Consider the following 17130-nt stretch of genomic DNA (forward strand, 5'->3'; position numbering starts at 1 on the left):
TCTGTTTGCTGAGGTGCGCATCTCGGCTCCCGTCTCGCCTGAAACCCCCGAAGCCGATCGGATCTAGAGGACGCCGTCCCGCGCCGCCTGATGAACGGTGCTGACCTTCGGCTGAAAGCCAAGGCTGCGGGCCAAAGAAGCGTCGACGTGCAGGAACCAGGGATCCGCGGTCGGATCGGCCGACGGCGTCATCGCGCCGCCCGCAAGTTCGACCAGCTCGTAGATCGAAAGGGGCGCATCGTCGGCGATATTGACGATGCGCCGATCGAAGGCGCCGGCCAGCGCCATCTCCATGGCCGTGGCGATATCGCGATGATGTATCGTGCTCATCCGGTGCGCGGGATGAAAACCGAAGCCTTCCACATGATGCGGCAGCGTCTCCAGATGCCCATCGGCGTCGCCATAGACGAACGGAAGCCGGATGATCGACCAGTTCAGCCCGCTCCGCCTCAAAGCCTCTTCAGCCGCGACCTTGCTGGCCGGATAGGCCTGCCGTGGCGCGACGACATCGCTCTCGCGCGCCGGGCGGGCGCCTTGGCGGTCATAGACGTTGCTCGTGCTGGCCAGGATGAACCGCGCTGCTCCGGCATGCGCCTGCGCCGCCGCGATCAGGTTTTGCGCGCCCTCCAGATTGCTCTTCCAGATAAGATCTACGTCTTGGGTCCGGAACACAGCGGCCAGATGGATGATCGCCTCGACGCCCTCGACCGCCCTGGCCAGAGATGCCCGATCGAAGAGATCGCCCTGGATGGCCACGACGCCCGGCGGAACCTTGCCGCCCTGGCGGACAAGGGCGCGACACTCCAAACCGGCCGCCACGAGGCGGGGCGCCAAGCGTTCGCCGACGAGTCCGGTCGCTCCCGTCAGAAGAACCCTCATGTCTTTGCTCTCTTGGCGTACTGTTGGAGCCGCTCGGTCGCCTGCTTCAGGACCCGCGCCGCGACTTCGATGTCGTTGTTCGAAAAATCGCCAAACGCGACGTCCTGGATGAAGCCCAAATCAGGAAGTTCGCCCCAAAGCGATCGGCCGGCGGGCGTCAGGCGCAGCTGCTTCTGACGCAGATCAACCGCGTCCTCAGCCTGTTCCACGAGGCCCTTCCGAACGAGGGCGGCGATCACAATGCTCAAGGTCGCGCGCTCAATCTGAAGCAAGCGCACCAGATCGCGTTGCATGGTCGGGCCGACTTCAGCCAACTGATGCAGGACGTACCATTGGGTCGCGCCTAGCCCATGCGGGCGCAGCATGCTGTCCATCAGCGACCGCCCCGCCAAATAGCAGCGCTTGGCCCAAGCGCCGACCGAGGCGTACCGTGCTGAATCATTCTTGTTAGCCATCTAACAATAGATGTTAGCTAGCAAATAGAATGTCAAGGCGGACGCGCGGCATACGCGTGATGCGAAAAAGCCGCGCTAGGACCTGACTAGGCATCGGCGCTAGGCTGGAGAAGCTGCTACGGCGGATGAAAAGGCGCCGGCCCTGGTGAGCACCAATTCCAAGGCTCCCCTGTGCGCGCCATGGACTGCACAAATTGGTCAGGGCGCGGCGATCTGGACGATGATTGGGAAATGGTCAGAGATCGCCACGCCTCCTTCAGTGTCGGTTAGGGTGGCGAAACGCAGAACCTGCAACGCGCGGTCGACAAAGACATAGTCGATGGGTCCCACCGGCGGCGCGCCCGGCGAGAAGTCGTTGAAGGTGCCCGCAGGCCCAAAGACGATGGGACTGGCGGCGCGCGCGTCCCGCAGCCCGTCGCCGCCGGATGTCAGGACGTCGTGGGGCGGCTCGCCGGGCGCGCTGTTGAAATCGCCGAGCACGACCAGGCGCGCGCCCGGCCAAGTGGGCTGATCGCGTAGCTGCCGGGCGCAAAGCCGCCGCGACTCCGCGCCCACATGGTCGAGATGGGCGTTGCGTACGTCCAGCAGCACGCCGCTGGCGCGATCGCGCAACACAACCCGCGCATAGGTGCGCGGCAGCGCCGCATCGTACGCCTTACCGGGCCGCTCGGGCGTCGGCGAGCACCATCGGGTCTGCGCGAGCAGCCGCTCGAACCGGGCGCTGCGATAGAAGATGGTGGTGGTTTCGCCAGCCTTGTCGCCATCGTCGCGTCCGACACCGTAGTGCGCGTAACCCGGCAGCGCGGCCGACAGGTCCGCCACCATCGGAACCAGCGCTTCCTGCACGCCCAGAATGTCCGGGGAGAAAAAGCTGATCTGGCGCGCCATCGGTTCGCGACGCATGCGCCAATCGGGCCGGTCTTCGGGATTGTCGTAGCGGATGTTGTAGCTCATCACCCAGAACGAAGGTGATTGAGCCTGAACGGCGGCAGGGAGCGCGCCCGCGAGCGCGACGGCGGCCGCGGCGAGTCTGAGGAAGCGTATGATCATCGCGCGCGACGCTAGGGGGCGATGACGACGGTAGCGCGACGAAAGGGCTGAACATAGGCGTCGTCCAGCGGCTGGTCGGTCACCAGGATGTCGACCTCTTCGGGCGAAGCCGTGCGGATCAGGCCCAGCCGCCCGAACTTGGAGCGGTCGGCGGCCAGCAGCACACGGTCGGCGCGGTCGTATATGATCCGACTTATCGCCGCCTCCCGCGCGTGCCGGTCCATCAACCCGTGATCGGGATGCACGCCGCCGACCGTCAGGATCGCTAGATGCGGCGTGAACTGGGCGACATAGGCCTGGGCCACGTGATCCGAGAACGCCTTGTAGTCGTAGTCCAGCTCGCCGCCGGCCAGGAACAGGCTGTTGCCGTCGCGCCCGCCTAGGATCTGGGCCACGACCAGCGAGTTGGTGATCACCTTCAGCTCGCGACGCACGCCGGCCAGCGCCCGCGCCACGTAGCAGGCGGTCGTTCCAGCGTCGATGAAGAGGGTGTCGCCATCGCGGACGAACGGCGCAGCGGCGGCGGCGATGCGGGTCTTCTCCGCCAGGTTCTCCTGCATGCGCCGGTCGTGCGGTCCCTCGCCAGAGGTGGCCGCCAACTGGACGACGCCATGCGTCCAGACCACCTCGCCACGCGCCTCGAGCACCCGCAGTTCGCGACGGACCGTCTCCTCGGACACCCCCAGCTCCTGGGCCAGACGGCCGATGGCGTGGCCCTCCCCCGGCTTCAGCTTGCGGAGGATCTCGCGCTGACGGTCCTGGCGTCTGAGCATGACCGTTCACCTCCGCTGCCCATTCGATAATTGTGGGAATCCTGATGAATTTATGCGTCTTTGTCGAGGCCTCTATGTGGCAACGCGACAAATTGCGCCTAAAACGTCACAACCCTGTCTCAACCCACACGTATGAGCGCCGCCGTCGCGAACAGCGAACCGATTCAGGGGTGTGATCATGGAAGAGTGGAACGGCGAAGACGCGAAGCGTCGGCGCGGGCAGACGGGCAAGTCGATCAAGGCCGCCCTCCTGGCGGGGGTGTTCGGCCTCGCGTGGGCGAGCGGCGCACACGCCGAGACGGCCGCGCCGCCGGCCGAGCCTTCCGACACGATCGACTCGCTGGTGATCGTCGCCAAACGCAACGACGCGGCCAAGACGCAGATGCGCGCGGCCAACGCCATCGCCGTGCTGTCGGCGGAGGACCTCGAACACACCGCCGTGCACAACGTCGCCGAGGCGCTGGGCATGATGCCCAGCGTCAACGTGATGAACACCGGCTCGTCGTTCTTCGGCGGCATCGACGGCGCCTCGCGCGGCGAAGGCATGTTCGTCTCGATCCGCGGCCTCAACGCCGAGTTCAACGTCAACATGATCAACGGCGTGACCGTGGCGCAGGGCATGCCTTACAGCCGCCAGGTGCAACTGAGCCTGCTGCCGCCGTCGGGCCTGCACACCATCGTGCTGAACAAGACTTCGACCGCCGACATGGACGGCGATGCGATCGGGGGCACGGTCGATTTCCGCACGCCGTCGGCCTTCGACTACCGTGAAGACTTCTCCGGCTCGATCACCGCTTCGGGCCGCGTCGAGAGCCGCGCGCGCGACTATGGCGACCAAGGCTTGGGTGGCGGCCTGTCGGCGGAGCTCGCCAGGAAGTTCGGCCCCGAACAGAGCTTCGGCGTCTACGCCAGCGCGTTCTACGACAAGCGCAACTTCGCCAACAGCGAGATGGCCGGTGTCATGGCCGCGCAGAACGACGGCGGCTGGAGCTATCTGGTCCGCAACGCCGCGGGCGTCAGCTATCCGGGCCTGGATCCCGAAAAGAACGTCACCCAGACGGGCGTGAACTTCGGCGTCTCGAACGGTTATACCGAACGCTGGGGCGGCAATTTCACGCTGAACTGGCGCCCGGACGCCACGCTGGAGGCCTATCTGCGTGGCTCCTACGCCTACGCCAAGACCCAGCAGAACTCGACGCTCAGCCAGTTCGTCAGCACCAGCAAGAGCTACAAGGAAGCCGTCGCCGGCAGCGGTCGCTACGCCCTCAGCGTCGACCAGATCTCGACCCGTGTCTGGTACGAGACCAACCCGGAAGAGGCCGATCTCGCGACCCTGCAAGCCGGGCTCGACAAGACGCTGGGCGCCTGGACGCTGTCGCCGCAGGTTTTCTTCAGTGAAGGGAACAACGACCGCCCGAACCACATCGAAGCCTCGGTGCGGATCAATCAGAGCGACAAGTACAACAACGGCTCCAACCGTCCCCTGGGCGGCCTGTCGATCGGCTACGCCGACAACCTGCCCTACCCGCTGTTCACCAGCACGATCTACGACGACCTGAACAACGCCAACACCGCCCTGCTGGCGCGGCGCGCGGGCCAGCTTACCGAGCAGTACAGCGGCCAGCAGAAGTACGGCTTCAAGTTCGACGCCAAGCGCGTGTTCGAAGGCGGCGCGCTGCAGTGGGTCAAGCTGGGCGGCAAATATGTCGATAGCCACCGGCGCGTGACCAACCGCGACTGGACCAACGACCACTTCGCCAATCTGATCGGCCAAGGCGGCCTGACCTGGCAGAGCCTGGGCATCGCCACTAGCTACTATGACGCTGTTTTCCCGGGCAAGTACACGTGGCGCGCGCCCAAGGTGAACCAGGACAAGCTGCTGGAGTACTTCTACAAGTACAAGACCGCCGCCTCCTTCGACACCTGCGGCTCCAACGAAGTCAACAACTACAACTGCAACACCCAGAAGGGCGACGAGGCCGTGGCCTCGGTCTACGCCGTGGCCGACTACCAGTTCGGCGACGTCGAGGTCTCGCCCGGCATCCGCTACGAGCACACCAAGATCGATAACCTCTATTGGGCGATCCCGACCACCAGCACGGGCCAGCAGACGGGGGCCTGGGCCACCAGCAGCACCGAATACAACGAGGTGCTGCCCAGCGTGTTCGTGACCTGGCGCCCCAGCGACGCGGCGGTCTATCGCGGCTCGGTCTGGACCTCCTATACGCGCCCGGCCTTCATCCAGCTGGCCGGCGGCGAGCGCCGCTCGATCAGCGATGACGGCAGCGTCTCGATCACGCGCGGCAATCCCGACCTGAAGCCGATCAAGGCGATCAACTTCGACCTGTCGGGCGAATGGAGCAACACCAAGGGCGGCTACGCCATGATCGGCGGCTTCTACAAGCGCCTGTCGGACTACATGTACGACAACGGCTCCAGCTCGGTGAACACCGACACCTACGCCGAGGGCAAGACCACGATCAGCCAGCCCAACAACGGCGGCGACGGCGACGTCTATGGCGTGGAGCTGCAACTGCGCCAGAAGTTCTCGGACTTGCCCGGCCTGCTGAGCGGCCTTGGCGCCGGCTTCAACGTCACGCGCCAGTGGACCAGCGTCGACCTGGGCGACGGCGTCGACAACCGCATCCAGAACGCGCCCGACTGGCTGGCCAACGCCCAGCTATTCTACCAGAAGGGCGGCTTTAGCTTCGACGTGATGTACCGCTACACGGGCGCCTACGTGGCCGGCTACGACGTGCTGGACCAGCCCGGCGAGTGGGACAATCTCTGGGTCCGCCCGATGCGTCGCGTCGACCTGCACGTCGGCTACGCGTTCGACAACGGCTTCAAGCTCGACCTGTCGGTCTCCAACTTGCTGAAGAACTACAGCTACTGGTCACACATCGGCAAAAACAGCTTGGCCCTATCGGACGTCGTCGACTCCGGCCGGACCACGCTTCTGACGCTCAAGAAGAGCTTCTGACGGCGCCACGATCCCCGGCGCGACGAAGACGCGATGCGCTCCTCCCGCGAGGAGCGCATCGCCGCATTTGGACCAGAACCCACGGAAAATTGCCCATGCTCGGCCTTCGCTCCCGCCACCTGACGGCGCAAGCGCTGCTCACCTGCGCGGTCCTGGCCTGCGCCAGCAGCGGCCAGGCCGCCTCTCCACGCGTGGAGCGCGTCGTCATGATCATGCGCCACGGCGTGCGCGCGCCGATCGTCGGGGAGGCGCCGCTGGACACCAAGACTGGCGCGCCCTGGCCGACTTGGCCGGTTCCGCCCGAACATCTGACGACGCGGGGCGCCAAGGCGCTCGAGATCCTGGGGCGTTCAGACCGCCGCTGGCTGGCCGGCCTGGGGGTCCTGCCCGCGCGCGGATGCCCCGCCGAGGGCAAAGTGCGGATCTGGACCAACACCGCCCAGCGCACGATCGCCAGCGGCGAAGCCTTCGGCCGGGGCCTGACGCCCGGATGTGGGACCCCCGTCGGCCATCGCCCGCAAGGCGACGTCGATCCGTTGTTCGAGCCTCTGCGCGCGGGCGTCGCCCCGTTCGATCCGACAGCCGCCATCGCCTCGATCCAGGCCTATACGGGCGGCGTCGATCGCCTGGCCGCTCGCCTCAAGCCGGCGCTCGACGAACTGGACCGAGTGCTGGACTGCGGCCCGGCCAAGGCCTGTTCGCCACGCCGTGTCTCCGGCGTCACGCCGTCGGCGGACGGGCGCGGAATCGACCTGACCGGCCCCCTCCGCGACGCTTCCGGCACGGCGCAGGTGTTGCTCCTGCAATATGTTGAAGGGCTCTCGCCCGGCCCAAAAAGCTGGCGCGCCGTCAAGCCCAGCGCCTTGAAGCGCCTCGGCGCGCTGCACGCCGCGCTGTTCGATGTCTTCACGCGCCCGCCTTACATGACGGCGCGCCAGGCCGGACCGCTGAGTCACCGCGTGCTGGAGGTCTTCGACGAGCCAGGAGCCGGCGTCGACGTTTTCATGGGCCACGACACCAACGTCACAGCCATGGCGGCGGCGCTGGGCGTCCCCCTCGACGCGCCTAGCTACGCCACGGGCGACGTTCCGCCCGGCGGCGCGCTCATCTTCATGAGCCTCGTGGACGACACGGGAAACCGATCGGTCCGCGTCTACTACCAGACGCAGTCGCCAAAGACGCTGAGGCGACTGGGAGCGCGCGTTTCGAGGCCCGCGATCGCCGTACCAGGCCATGAACGCGACTCTATCCCGTTGGAAGAATTCCGCCGCCGTCTCGCTGCCGGCGCACCATCGATGATGCCGATTAAGTAATTGATATCGTTGAGGCGACGGATGCACATCCGGCGAATGCGGTGCTATATTACCGCTACTCCCACTCGATCATCAACGAGCCGGTTAAATATTTGATTTTAAATCACTTTCTAGGATGCGTTAGGCGACGTTACCGTCAAAAGTACCGTCACAACGCGCTCCACTTAACCCATTGTTTTTATTGAATAAAGAAATCGCTCAAAAAACCGTGATTTTCGCCCATTTTGGCGCGAATTGACCTTTGAGACTGAGGCGCACGCAGACAATACCGTCAGCTTGACCATAGGCCTAGATTAGCGGCCATTGCAGCGCGCCCACGCCGTCTGGCGGGCTGGATTTTCACCGTAACACCAGCCGAGTTCATCGATCTTGCCAGCGATCGTCTCGCGATCATCGCAGGCCAGCGCTGTCGACGGATCATCACCCGAGCCACCGCGGCAACGATCGTTTTGCGCATACCATCGGCGGATCAAGGCCGCGACCGGCGGCGGCGCTCCCTCGACGGCGTTGGAACTGGTCGCGACGCTCGCCGCGACCGGGACCTCCGGCTCCGGCTCCGGAGACTGCGCAACCTGCGGCTCCGCGGGTTGAGGCGGCTCAGAGGCCGGCGCGGCTGAAGGCGTCGCGCCCTCCTCCGTGGAAAGCACGTCCTTGGGCAATTCGATGCGCGTCACCGTCCAATGGAAAAGACCCTTGCGGCGCAGGATGAGATTGATCTTCGACGCTTTGTCATGTCCCGCCGGCGCGCTGACCCGGAAGCGATCGAGCGTCATGTAGCCCGCGTCCTTAGGCAGCCCGAAAACCGGTCCGCGATCGGCCTCCTTTTCCGGCGCCAGGAGACGCGTCAAACCCTCCGGAGTGACGAGCGCATCAACGGCCTTGTCGGCCATCATCGGAACCAGCGCCAAGCCCAAGCCCGCGAACGGGTTCGATTGCAGCTCAGGATCACTCTGGAATTTGGCCACGAAGCTGGCGGTGATCTCGGCCTTCAGGTGCTCGCGCACGGCCGGAAAGTCCACGCGCTCTTCCAGGCCATCCTTGTCGCCGGCTCTCAGCGCGTTGACGAGGCCGACAAGCGCCACATAGGGCGAGGCGAAGTAAGCGCCAATGGCGATCAAGACCGCTAAGGCAATCGTGGCCGCGACGAACTTCCCCCCATGGCGCATCGTTTGACCTCCCCAACCCCATATCCCGTCAGGCTAGACGCCCCAGGCGGCGCGAGTCCATATGAACTCCAGCTGTCTCGGCGTCGCCTCCAGAGGGCCGGCAAAAGCGGTTCTCGTGCAGATCCCTCACCGTCGAGCCTGGATGACCCCTTCCAGCTTGGTGGCGAGCGCGACTGTATTGGAGATGGTGCCGTACTTGCGCACGTTCTTATGAAGCAGCTCCAGCCGCTGGTCGCTCTCATCGGTGTCGACGATCAGAACGTAGTCCACCGAAACGATCAGTGGCGGGCTGTCCTGGCGCACGGCGTGCAGCCGCACCTCGACCCCGCGAAGATCGAAGTCGAGCATGGGCGTGACCCGCTCGATGCCCTTGATCATGCAGGCGGCGATCGCGGCGAGAAAGAGTTCGGCGGGATTGAAGGCGTCCTGGCGACCCGCCAGATCGGTGTCGAGCACCACCTCGGCCGCCTTGGCTTCCGCCACGGAGCCGTGCTGATCCACGCGTCGGGCCGTAACGCGATACTCAAGCATGGGCGTCCTCCTCGTTTGCGCGGAGACTAGCCCCGCGCCGAACCACGTCCATGATCGAGCGCAAAACGCGCCCTCCCCGCTCCTGGGTCGCCTTTAGGGCCGCGCCGACAGGTCGACGACCTCGCCATCTTCCTTGGTGAAACTGTCGGGGTGACGATCGAGGAGATCGAACACCACCTCCGACGGCCGGCAGAGCTTGACGCCGCGCGGCGTGACCACCAGCGGACGGTTGACCAGGATCGGGTGAGCGATCATGGCCTCGAGGATCTTCGCCTCGCTGACGCCCTCGGCCGTCAATCCAAGCTCTTCGGCCGGCGTGCCGCGCGTGCGCATGAGCTGGTGGAACGACAGGCCCGCCTCCTTGGCGAGGTCTTGCAGCTGATCGTGGGTCCAGCCGGTCCGCAGGTATTCGATGACCTTAGGCTCGTAGCCGGCGGCGCGGATCATCGCCAGGACGTTACGCGACGTGCCGCAGTTGGGGTTGTGGTAGATCACCACCGGGAAATCAGAGTCGCTCACGGGTCACGGTCCTACGCTTTGAAGGGGGTGTCGCCGCGCGCGGCGGCGACCTTGCGCACGGCCTGGCCGCGCTCGTACCAGGGCTTGGAGGCGTTCACGATCGCCACGATCGAGAGCATCACCGGCACCTCGATCAGCACGCCGACCACCGTCGCCAGCGCCGCGCCCGACTGGAAGCCAAAGAGACTGATGGCGGCGGCGACCGCCAGTTCGAAGAAGTTGCTGGCCCCGATCAGGGCCGAAGGCCCGGCCACGCAATGGGCCTCGCCGCTCAAGCGGTTGAGCAGATAAGCCAGGCCTGAATTGACATAGACCTGGATCAGGATCGGCACGGCCAGCAGGGCAATGACCAGCGGCTGCTTGAGGATCTGCTCGCCCTGGAAGCCAAACAGCATGACCAGGGTCGCCAGCAGCGCCACGATCGACAGCGGCTGCATCACCGCCATGAAGCGACTTAAGGCCGCCTCGCCCTTGGCCAGCAGCGCCTTGCGGATCAACTGCGCGGCCAGGACCGGCACGATGATGTAGAGCCCGACCGATAGGGTCAGGGTCGACCAAGGCACCGTGATCGCCGAGAGCCCGAGCAGCAGGCCGACGATCGGCGCGAAGGCCACGACCATGATGCTGTCGTTCAGCGCCACTTGGCTGAGGGTGAAGTTCGGCTCGCCCTTGGTCAGGTTGCTCCAGACAAAGACCATGGCCGTGCAGGGCGCGGCGGCCAGCAGGATCAGGCCGGCGATGTAGCTGTCGATCTGGTCGGCCGGCAGATAGGGCCTAAAGAGCTGGCTGATGAAGATCCAGCCCAGCAACGCCATCCCGAACGGCTTAACCAGCCAGTTGATCAGCAGGGTCACCGAGATCCCGCGCCAATGGCGGGCGACCTGGCCCAGGGCCGCGAAGTCGACCTTGATCAGCATCGGGATGATCATCAGCCAGATCAGGGCCGCCATCGGCAGGTTGACCTTAGCGATCTCGGCCGCGGCGATCAGATGGAAGACCGGCGCGAAGACATGCCCCAGCGCGACGCCGGCGACGATGCAAAGCCCCACCCACACGGTGAGGTAACGTTCAAAGATGGACATCCAGGATCCTGGTCGGGCGGCGGAAGACTAGGCGGCGCTCTCGTCGGGGGCGACCGACTTGCCGATCTCGTCGAGGCGCTTTTGCAGCGACAGGCGGTCGAGCGAAGCCATCGGCAAGGCGCAAAAGAGCGTGATGCGGCTGTTGAGCTGGCGATAGGCCTCGGCGAAGGCCAGGGCGATCTCGGCCTCCGAACCGCCGGCGTCGCCGGGGTTGGGGATCCCCCAATGGGCGCTCATCGGCTGGCCGGGCCAGATCGGGCAGACCTCGCCGGCGGCGTTGTCGCAGACGGTGAACACGAAATCGAGCTCGGGGGCGCCCGGATTGCTCTCCAGCGAGAACTCTTCCCAGCCCTTGGAGCGCAAGTCATCGGTCTTGTAGTTCAGGCGCTTAAGGAGGCTGATGGCGTGCGGATTGACCTCGCCACTGGCCATGGAGCCGGCGGAATAGGCGACGAAGCGCCCGGCCCCGACCCGGTTCATGATGCACTCAGCCATAATCGATCGCGCCGAATTATGGGTGCAGAGGAAGAGCACATTGTAGGGGCGGGTCTGGGCGGTCATGGCGTCGTCTCCAGGGGCGCAAGGCAGGTCCCGTCGCAGTCGGCGGCGCGGGCCAGGATGTCGCTGAGCGGGGCGCAGACCTCCGGGGCGCCGCCGCAGCAGTCGTCCATCAGGAAGGCCAGAAGCTGCGTCATCGCGCCATAGCGGGCGGTGTAGATGATCGAGCGGCCCTCGCGCCGCGAGTCGATCAAGCCGGCGTGGCTGAGGATATTGAGCCCCGAGGACAGGGTGTTGGGGATGATGCCGGTGGTGCGGGCGATCTCGCCGGCGGCCATGCCGCCCTGCCCGGTTTTGACCAGCAGGCGGAAGATGGCCAGGCGCCCTTCGTGGGCCAGGGCGCTGAGCGCGGTGACGGCGGCTTTCGATTCCATAATTCGAACATACTCGAATAATAAGAAAGTTCAATGACACGCCCGCCTTAGTCGGAGCGATCAAACGGTCTTAGACGGTCTCTGCCCAACGGGTCGACAGCGGCGCCATCAGCGCCAGGGCCGTGAGGCAGGCCAGGCAGGCGGCGGTCAGGGCGACGATTGGCGAGATCCCCATCACCAGGGCGAAGGCGAACGGGGCCAGCGCCTGGGTCAGCCGCCCCGGCATGGCGATCAGCCCCAGGCGCGCGCCGTAACCGCCCGGCCCAAACAGCGCCAGCGGCGCGCTGCCACGGGCGATCGTGAAGAGCCCGTTGCCCGCCCCATAGAGCGCGGCCAGCGCCATCAGGCCCACGGGGCCGCCCACCAGGGTCAGGCCCGCGCCGATCGGCAAAAGCAGGACGGCGATGCGGGCGGCGTTCAGCGGGTGCAGCCGCCGGGCCAGGCCCCATTCGGCCAGTCGCGCCAAGACCTGGGCCGGCCCGACCAGGGCGGCCGCGGCGAGCGCCTGGCCTGGCGTGGCGCCCAGCCCCTTCAGCAGCAGCGGCAGCTGAGCGCCCAGCGCCGCGCCGACCGCGCTCATCGCCGCGAAGGCGCTGGCCAGCAGCAGCACCGCTACAAGGGGCGGATTGGCGGGGGCCAGCGGCGGGCGATCGGTCGGCTCGCCGACGTCTCCAGGTCCCGAGGGCAAGGTAAGGTGCAGCGGCAGGGCCAGGGCCAACTGAGCGCCTGCCCACAGCAGACACGCCGCGCGCCAGCCGTGATGGTCGGCGACAGAGGCGGTCAACGGCCAGCCGATGGTGCTGGCGAAGCCGGCGATCAGGGTCACGCCGGTGATCGGCCCGCGCGCGGCCGCGCCAAACCAGCCCACCAGACCGGCGAAGGCGACGTCGTAGTGACCCAGCGCCATGCCAAGACCCATCAGCGCCCAGGCGGCAAACAGCATCCACGGCCCTTGGGCTAGGGCCAGACTGATCAAACCGGCGGCCAAGACGAGGTTGGAGAGGACGAGCACGCCACGCGCGCCGTGGCGATCAACGCGCCGGCCGATCGCCGGCCCAAGCACCACCGTCGCCAGGAGCGCGCCGGCATAGGCGGCGAACACCGTCGGCGTCGCCAGGCCCAGGGTCTTGGCCATGGGCGCGGCCAGCACCGCCGGCAGATAGGCGCTGGAGGCGTAGCCCACGGTCTGGGTGACCCCCAGCTGGAGGACCGCGCGGCGCGGGGTGATCACGCCTCGATCAGGCGCTCGACGGCGACCACGTCGCGCCAGACGCCATCGAGCTGGCCATGGCGCTGATGGACCCCGACCTCACGGAATCCCTGCCTGCGCAGAAGGCCAAGGCTGGCGCTGTTTTCGACGAAGACGCGCGAGAGAAGCTTATGCAGGCCCTGAGCCTTGGCCGCTTCGATCAGGGCGGCCAGGGCGTGCTTGCCCACTCCCGTCCCGCGATGGCCACGGTCGACATAGACCGAGAACTCGGCGATGCCGGCGTAGCAGCAGCGATCCGAATAGGCGAAGGTCGCCGCGTAGCCGACGACGTTCTGCGCCGCGTCGACGACCACCACCACCGGCAGGCCGCTGGCGAGCCACGCCTCGACCGCCTCGACGCCGCGCGGGCTGGTCTCGAAGGTGGCGATGCGGTCCTCGATGCCCTGGTTATAGATCCTGGCCATGGCCGGGGCGTCAGCCAAGGTCGCCGGCCGCGCGACAAGCTCGCTCACGCGACGACCTTCGCGGCTTCGTGCTCCATGGCCTTGGCGCCGAGCAGATGCTCGTGCGTTTCCCGCCCCGCCGCCTTGCGCTCGCTATAGCGGTCGACCAGGTAGTCGGACCGGTCGCGGGTCAGCAGGGTGAATTTGTAAAGCTCCTCCATGACGTCGACGACCCGGTCGTAATAGCTCGACGGCTTCATGCGATCGTTCTCGTCGAACTCCTTGTAGGCCATCGCCACCGAGGACTGATTGGGGATGGTGATCATCCGCATCCAGCGGCCCAGCAGGCGCAGGGTGTTGACGGCGTTGAACGATTGCGAGCCGCCGCTGACCTGCATGACCGCCAGGGTCTTGCCCTGGGTTGGCCGCACGCTGCCTATCTCCAGCGGAATCCAGTCGATCTGGGCCTTCATGATCCCGGTGATCGCCCCGTGGCGCTCGGGACTGCACCAGACCTGCCCCTCGGACCACTCCGAAAGCGCCCGCAGTTCCTGGACCTTGGGATGATCGGCGGGGGTGGCGTCGGGCAGCGGCAGGCCGGCCGGATCGAAGACCCGGGTCTCGGCGCCCATCGCCTCGAGCAGGCGCTGGGCCTCGAGCACCAGAAGCTTGCTAAACGAGCGCTCGCGCAGCGACCCATAGAGCAGCAGGATGCGCGGCGGATGGGTCGAGACCTTGGCCGGCTCGAGCTTGGCGATACTGGGCCGATCGGCGAAGGCCGGGCTCAGGGCGGGAAAGTCGGTCAAACGGCGGGTCCCTTCATCACGAAATCTCTAGAGAGGTGGTGGCGTCAGGCCAAAAAACTCAGGCGGCGCTGTCTTGCGCGCAACCCAAGCCCAGGCCCGCGCAACAGTTTTCGGTCAGGTAGGCGGCCAGAGCGTTTACCCGCCCATAGTCGGCCGTGCAGATCAGCTCCCGGCCGCGCTTCTCCTGCCGCACCAGGCCGGCGCGCGACAGGGCCGCCAGGTGATGGGCCAGGGTCGAGGGCGGGATTTGGCTCAGCCGCACGAGGTCGGTGACATTGGCCCCCTCGTCGCCGGCCCGCACCAGCAGCCGAAAGACGCGCAGGCGAACGGGACTTCCCAGGGCCGACAGGCCGGCGGCGGCGCCATCTTCAGTAAGCGACGACATGACATCACGATATTTCTAGGAATATCGTGATGTCAAGCCGCGCGACGGCCCGGAGACCGTGCGGCGACGGCAACGGCGCGGCCAATTCAACACGGCGCGGGAACGTCGTACCGCGGCGCGCGTCCTCTAAGGCGTGATCGATCTCAACACCCAGCCCTGGCCGGACCTGCTCGCCGTCGGCCTGACCGCCGAGGAGGCCCACCTCGTGCTGCAATGGCGCCCACTCAGCTCCTGGGACGTCCTCCTCCAGGTTCTGGAGATCGACGCCACGCGCATCGCGGCGCTGCGCGCGGCGGGCGCGGACCTGACCGACGCGGGCGCCTGCCTGTGGCCCGCGCCGCGGCCGTTCAGCTTGAGCGAACAGTCCACGCCGCCAGACCCCCTGTCCCGCGGCTAGAGCGCCCGCCAGCCGAGCAGCTCGACCTCGGGGGTCAGGTAGCCCTCGCGCACCGGCTCTTCCTGAGCCAGGGCCGTGGAGAGATAGCGGGCGTGGTTGTCGCACAGCACGGTGGCGACGCGCGCGTCGGGCCGCTCTTGCAGCACCTTGATGGCGGCCAGCAGATTGGCGCCGCTGGAGATGCCCACGCCCAGGCCTAGCTGCTGGGCGACCTTCTGGGCCATCAGGATCGCGTCGCCGTCGTGGACGGCGATCACCGGGGCCAGTTCGTTCAGCTTGACAATGTCGGGAATGAATTCGTCGGAGACGCCCTGGATGCGGTGATGGCCGACCTTGTGGCCGGTCGACAGGGTCGGCGACTCGGCCGGCTCGACCGGATGGACGGCGGCGGCCAGGCCCCGGTCGCGGAACAGACGGCCAAAGCCCATCACCGTGCCGCCGGTCCCGACCCCGGCGACGAAGGCGTCGGGCGCCAGGCGATGGGCGGCCATCTGGGTCAGCAGTTCCTCGGCGGTGCCGTGATAGTGGGCCCGCCAGTTGTCGTCATTGGCGAACTGGCGCGACAGGAACGCGCCCTTGGCGCGGGCATAGGCCTCGGCCATCGCCACCGAGCCGACGAAGCCGCCCTCGGCCTTGGAGACCAGACGGATGGTCGCCCCGTGGCTGGTCAGGAGCGCGCGGCGCTCCAGGCTCATCCAGTCGGGCATGAAGATGGTCACCGGGTGACCCAAGGCCCGGCCCAGCGCGGCCAGGGCGATGCCGGCGTTGCCGCTGGTGGCCTCGACGATCTCCTGGCCTGGCGCCAGTTCCCGCCGCTCATAGGCCGCGCCGATAATGCTGCAGGCCATGCGGTCCTTGATGCTGCCGGTCAGGTTATAGAGCTCGGCCTTGGCGTAGACCGTGGCCGCCCGCCCGCGCCAGGTCAGGTCGATGGCCAGGAGCGGCGTGCGGCCGACCAGCCCCGCCATGGCGCCCAGCGCGGCCAGGGCCTGGTCGCAGCCGCGGCCCGGCGAGGCCTGCGGCGGGGTGGCGAAACGGTGGGAGGCGGCCAGGCCGATCGAACCCGCGAGCATGACAAGAACCCTGCTTAGGACATGACCAGGGCGCGGCGGCGGGTCGGCGCGCGCGCCTTCCGCGCTCTTCGCGCCAAGGCCGCCAAACCTGCCGATCGCGCCATCAAAAGTCTTCACCGATTTTCCCACGAAATGGCGCTCACACGGTGTCTTTCTCCCAATACGTCGACGCTTGATAGATCGCCACTGAGCAATCAGTCGCTAGGACACCCGGTTTCGGCGAAGGGCTCACGCCACTCAGATTCTCACTCCAAACGCCGCGCTTCGCAGAAAAACCCACGCATCCGCGCGATCGCCAAATTTTCTCCACCAGACGGGTGATCACCCGGACCAGTTTGGGAAGACATCACAGCCGGGGCTATGGAACAGTTTCATGACGGTGAGGCGTGGCTGGAACCTTGAGACGACCGCAGATCAGGGGGCAGCGCGCAACAGACGACAACGACAACTTTGAGATTAGTTACACGATCGACGAGCGTACTGGGGGCGTTTGAAATTGTCGCAGACCGCAGCACCGGCTCACGAGTACATGGCCAATGCCGCCGCACTCGACAGCCTTTTGACCACAAGTCCGGCCGATTACTTCTGGCGCTTCGCGCCTGAACTGAGGAGCTATCTGGCGCGGCGGCTCGACAGCAGCGAGATCGACGACGTCATCCAGGACGTGATGTTGAAGCTGCACACCCGCGACGGCCGCTGGGACATCCGCTTTCCCAAGCGCTATTTCTACCAGGTGGTCCGCACGACCCTGGTGGATCTCTATCGCCGCAACCGCTCGCGCTGCGTCCAGCACCACTGCGAGCTGTCGCCCGAGACCCATCCGCGCGACGAGCTCTCGCCGATCCGCATCCTGCAGGCGCGCCAGGAGATGGCCGCGGCCCGCGAGGCCCTCGCCCAGCTGCCCGACCGCACCCGCGAGATCCTGCTGGCCGTGCGGGTCGAGGGCCAGAGCCTCAAGGCCGTGGCCGCCCGCCATGGCATCTCCACGAGCGCCGTCGAAAAGCACATCACCCGCGGCCTCAACGCGCTGTCGGCCCAGCTCCATGACGAGGACGAGGCGTTCGGCGAGGCCTGGGGCGCCGGCGCGCGCCAGCGCCGCCTGGCGATCGCCTCGGCCCCGCGCCTCAGCTAGC

The 17130-nt window shown here is 66.7% G+C and carries 19 protein-coding genes; 4 read left to right on the forward strand and 15 right to left on the reverse strand.

Features of this window, described 5'->3' with window-relative positions; translation table 11 throughout:
• Nucleotides 1–63: 63 nt before the first annotated feature.
• The 4 genes from CSEG_RS12300 to CSEG_RS12315 form a co-directional block, all read right to left on the reverse strand.
• Nucleotides 64–879 (reverse strand): NAD-dependent epimerase/dehydratase family protein, encoded by an 816-nt coding sequence (locus tag CSEG_RS12300; protein ID WP_013079559.1) that lies wholly within the window; start codon nucleotides 877–879, stop codon nucleotides 64–66.
• Entirely contained in the window at nucleotides 876–1253 is a 378-nt protein-coding gene (locus CSEG_RS12305) for a MarR family winged helix-turn-helix transcriptional regulator (RefSeq protein ID WP_227878832.1), read from the reverse strand. Before CSEG_RS12305 ends, CSEG_RS12300 begins: the two co-directional genes overlap by 4 nt.
• A 279-nt stretch (nucleotides 1254–1532) precedes the next feature.
• Nucleotides 1533–2384, reverse strand: coding sequence for an endonuclease/exonuclease/phosphatase family protein (locus tag CSEG_RS12310; protein WP_013079561.1), 852 nt, complete (start codon nucleotides 2382–2384; stop codon nucleotides 1533–1535).
• Between the two features lie 11 nt (nucleotides 2385–2395).
• On the reverse strand, nucleotides 2396–3157 hold the full coding sequence (locus tag CSEG_RS12315) for a DeoR/GlpR family DNA-binding transcription regulator (protein WP_013079562.1): 762 nt from the start codon (nucleotides 3155–3157) through the stop codon (nucleotides 2396–2398).
• 178 nt (nucleotides 3158–3335) lie between these two features.
• Between CSEG_RS12315 and CSEG_RS12320 the strand changes: the two genes are divergently transcribed.
• Together CSEG_RS12320 and CSEG_RS12325 are read left to right on the forward strand one after the other, a co-directional pair.
• Nucleotides 3336–6140, forward strand: a complete 2805-nt coding sequence (locus CSEG_RS12320; RefSeq protein ID WP_013079563.1) for a TonB-dependent receptor — start codon at nucleotides 3336–3338, stop codon at nucleotides 6138–6140.
• A gap of 95 nt (nucleotides 6141–6235) precedes the next feature.
• The gene (locus CSEG_RS12325; RefSeq protein ID WP_013079564.1) at nucleotides 6236–7453 is read left to right on the forward strand and encodes a histidine-type phosphatase; all 1218 of its coding nucleotides are present in this window, start codon (nucleotides 6236–6238) and stop codon (nucleotides 7451–7453) included.
• A gap of 293 nt (nucleotides 7454–7746) precedes the next feature.
• Here CSEG_RS12325 and CSEG_RS21600 read toward each other — a convergent pair whose 3' ends face one another.
• The 10 genes from CSEG_RS21600 to CSEG_RS12375 all read right to left on the reverse strand — a co-directional run bounded on the left by CSEG_RS21600 (nucleotide 7747) and on the right by CSEG_RS12375 (nucleotide 14527).
• Nucleotides 7747–8619 (reverse strand): DUF2939 domain-containing protein, encoded by an 873-nt coding sequence (locus tag CSEG_RS21600; protein ID WP_013079565.1) that lies wholly within the window; start codon nucleotides 8617–8619, stop codon nucleotides 7747–7749.
• A gap of 126 nt (nucleotides 8620–8745) precedes the next feature.
• Nucleotides 8746–9150: an OsmC family protein gene (locus CSEG_RS12335; RefSeq protein ID WP_013079566.1), complete on the reverse strand. Its 405-nt coding sequence runs from the start codon at nucleotides 9148–9150 to the stop codon at nucleotides 8746–8748.
• A 93-nt stretch (nucleotides 9151–9243) separates the two neighbouring features.
• Nucleotides 9244–9669: an arsenate reductase (glutaredoxin) gene (gene arsC / locus CSEG_RS12340; RefSeq protein WP_013079567.1), complete on the reverse strand. Its 426-nt coding sequence runs from the start codon at nucleotides 9667–9669 to the stop codon at nucleotides 9244–9246.
• An 11-nt stretch (nucleotides 9670–9680) separates the two neighbouring features.
• Complete coding sequence (gene arsB / locus CSEG_RS12345) at nucleotides 9681–10751, reverse strand: ACR3 family arsenite efflux transporter (RefSeq protein ID WP_013079568.1); 1071 nt, start codon at nucleotides 10749–10751, stop codon at nucleotides 9681–9683.
• 27 nt (nucleotides 10752–10778) lie between these two features.
• A complete protein-coding gene (locus tag CSEG_RS12350) occupies nucleotides 10779–11312 on the reverse strand; it encodes an arsenate reductase ArsC (protein ID WP_013079569.1) in 534 nt (177 codons plus the stop codon).
• A complete protein-coding gene (locus CSEG_RS12355; RefSeq protein WP_013079570.1) occupies nucleotides 11309–11683 on the reverse strand; it encodes an ArsR/SmtB family transcription factor in 375 nt (124 codons plus the stop codon). Before CSEG_RS12355 ends, CSEG_RS12350 begins: the two co-directional genes overlap by 4 nt.
• Before the next feature lie 70 nt (nucleotides 11684–11753).
• The gene (locus CSEG_RS12360; RefSeq protein WP_013079571.1) at nucleotides 11754–12914 is read right to left on the reverse strand and encodes an MFS transporter; all 1161 of its coding nucleotides are present in this window, start codon (nucleotides 12912–12914) and stop codon (nucleotides 11754–11756) included.
• Entirely contained in the window at nucleotides 12911–13405 is a 495-nt protein-coding gene (locus tag CSEG_RS12365; protein ID WP_013079572.1) for an arsinothricin resistance N-acetyltransferase ArsN1 family A, read from the reverse strand. The genes CSEG_RS12360 and CSEG_RS12365 overlap by 4 nt, the downstream gene beginning before the upstream one ends.
• Nucleotides 13402–14142, reverse strand: coding sequence for an arsenical resistance protein ArsH (arsH, locus tag CSEG_RS12370; RefSeq protein ID WP_013079573.1), 741 nt, complete (start codon nucleotides 14140–14142; stop codon nucleotides 13402–13404). Before arsH ends, CSEG_RS12365 begins: the two co-directional genes overlap by 4 nt.
• Nucleotides 14143–14200: 58 nt before the next feature.
• Nucleotides 14201–14527 carry an ArsR/SmtB family transcription factor gene (locus tag CSEG_RS12375; RefSeq protein WP_013079574.1) on the reverse strand — a complete coding sequence of 109 codons (327 nt, stop codon included), beginning with the start codon at nucleotides 14525–14527 and terminating at the stop codon, nucleotides 14201–14203.
• 133 nt (nucleotides 14528–14660) lie between these two features.
• Here CSEG_RS12375 and CSEG_RS12380 point away from each other — a divergent pair, with 133 nt between their 5' ends.
• Nucleotides 14661–14924: a hypothetical protein gene (locus tag CSEG_RS12380; protein WP_013079575.1), complete on the forward strand. Its 264-nt coding sequence runs from the start codon at nucleotides 14661–14663 to the stop codon at nucleotides 14922–14924.
• Here CSEG_RS12380 and CSEG_RS12385 read toward each other — a convergent pair.
• Nucleotides 14921–15997, reverse strand: a complete 1077-nt coding sequence (locus CSEG_RS12385; protein ID WP_013079576.1) for a PLP-dependent cysteine synthase family protein — start codon at nucleotides 15995–15997, stop codon at nucleotides 14921–14923. The two genes, CSEG_RS12380 and CSEG_RS12385, sit on opposite strands and share 4 nt — an antisense overlap.
• A 496-nt stretch (nucleotides 15998–16493) precedes the next feature.
• On the opposite strand from CSEG_RS12385, the gene CSEG_RS12390 reads away from it, so the two are divergent.
• Nucleotides 16494–17129 carry an RNA polymerase sigma factor gene (locus tag CSEG_RS12390; protein WP_157038992.1) on the forward strand — a complete coding sequence of 212 codons (636 nt, stop codon included), beginning with the start codon at nucleotides 16494–16496 and terminating at the stop codon, nucleotides 17127–17129.
• Nucleotide 17130: the final 1 nt, after the last annotated feature.

Source organism: Caulobacter segnis ATCC 21756 (assembly GCF_000092285.1).
In the GTDB taxonomy this organism is placed as follows: Bacteria; Pseudomonadota; Alphaproteobacteria; order Caulobacterales; family Caulobacteraceae; genus Caulobacter; species Caulobacter segnis.

What these genes read in the sequence shown, in the direction of transcription:
- CSEG_RS12300 (WP_013079559.1), bottom strand. Translation starts at nt 879, where the DNA reads ATGAGGGTTCTTCTGACGGGAGCGACCGGACTCGTCGGCGAACGCTTG.
- CSEG_RS12305 (WP_227878832.1), bottom strand. Translation starts at nt 1,253, where the DNA reads ATGGACAGCATGCTGCGCCCGCATGGGCTAGGCGCGACCCAATGGTAC.
- CSEG_RS12310 (WP_013079561.1), bottom strand. Translation starts at nt 2,384, where the DNA reads ATGATCATACGCTTCCTCAGACTCGCCGCGGCCGCCGTCGCGCTCGCG.
- CSEG_RS12315 (WP_013079562.1), bottom strand. Translation starts at nt 3,157, where the DNA reads ATGCTCAGACGCCAGGACCGTCAGCGCGAGATCCTCCGCAAGCTGAAG.
- CSEG_RS12320 (WP_013079563.1), top strand. Translation starts at nt 3,336, where the DNA reads ATGGAAGAGTGGAACGGCGAAGACGCGAAGCGTCGGCGCGGGCAGACG.
- CSEG_RS12325 (WP_013079564.1), top strand. Translation starts at nt 6,236, where the DNA reads ATGCTCGGCCTTCGCTCCCGCCACCTGACGGCGCAAGCGCTGCTCACC.
- CSEG_RS21600 (WP_013079565.1), bottom strand. Translation starts at nt 8,619, where the DNA reads ATGCGCCATGGGGGGAAGTTCGTCGCGGCCACGATTGCCTTAGCGGTC.
- CSEG_RS12335 (WP_013079566.1), bottom strand. Translation starts at nt 9,150, where the DNA reads ATGCTTGAGTATCGCGTTACGGCCCGACGCGTGGATCAGCACGGCTCC.
- arsB (WP_013079568.1), bottom strand. Translation starts at nt 10,751, where the DNA reads ATGTCCATCTTTGAACGTTACCTCACCGTGTGGGTGGGGCTTTGCATC.
- CSEG_RS12350 (WP_013079569.1), bottom strand. Translation starts at nt 11,312, where the DNA reads ATGACCGCCCAGACCCGCCCCTACAATGTGCTCTTCCTCTGCACCCAT.
- CSEG_RS12355 (WP_013079570.1), bottom strand. Translation starts at nt 11,683, where the DNA reads ATGGAATCGAAAGCCGCCGTCACCGCGCTCAGCGCCCTGGCCCACGAA.
- CSEG_RS12375 (WP_013079574.1), bottom strand. Translation starts at nt 14,527, where the DNA reads ATGTCGTCGCTTACTGAAGATGGCGCCGCCGCCGGCCTGTCGGCCCTG.
- CSEG_RS12385 (WP_013079576.1), bottom strand. Translation starts at nt 15,997, where the DNA reads ATGCTCGCGGGTTCGATCGGCCTGGCCGCCTCCCACCGTTTCGCCACC.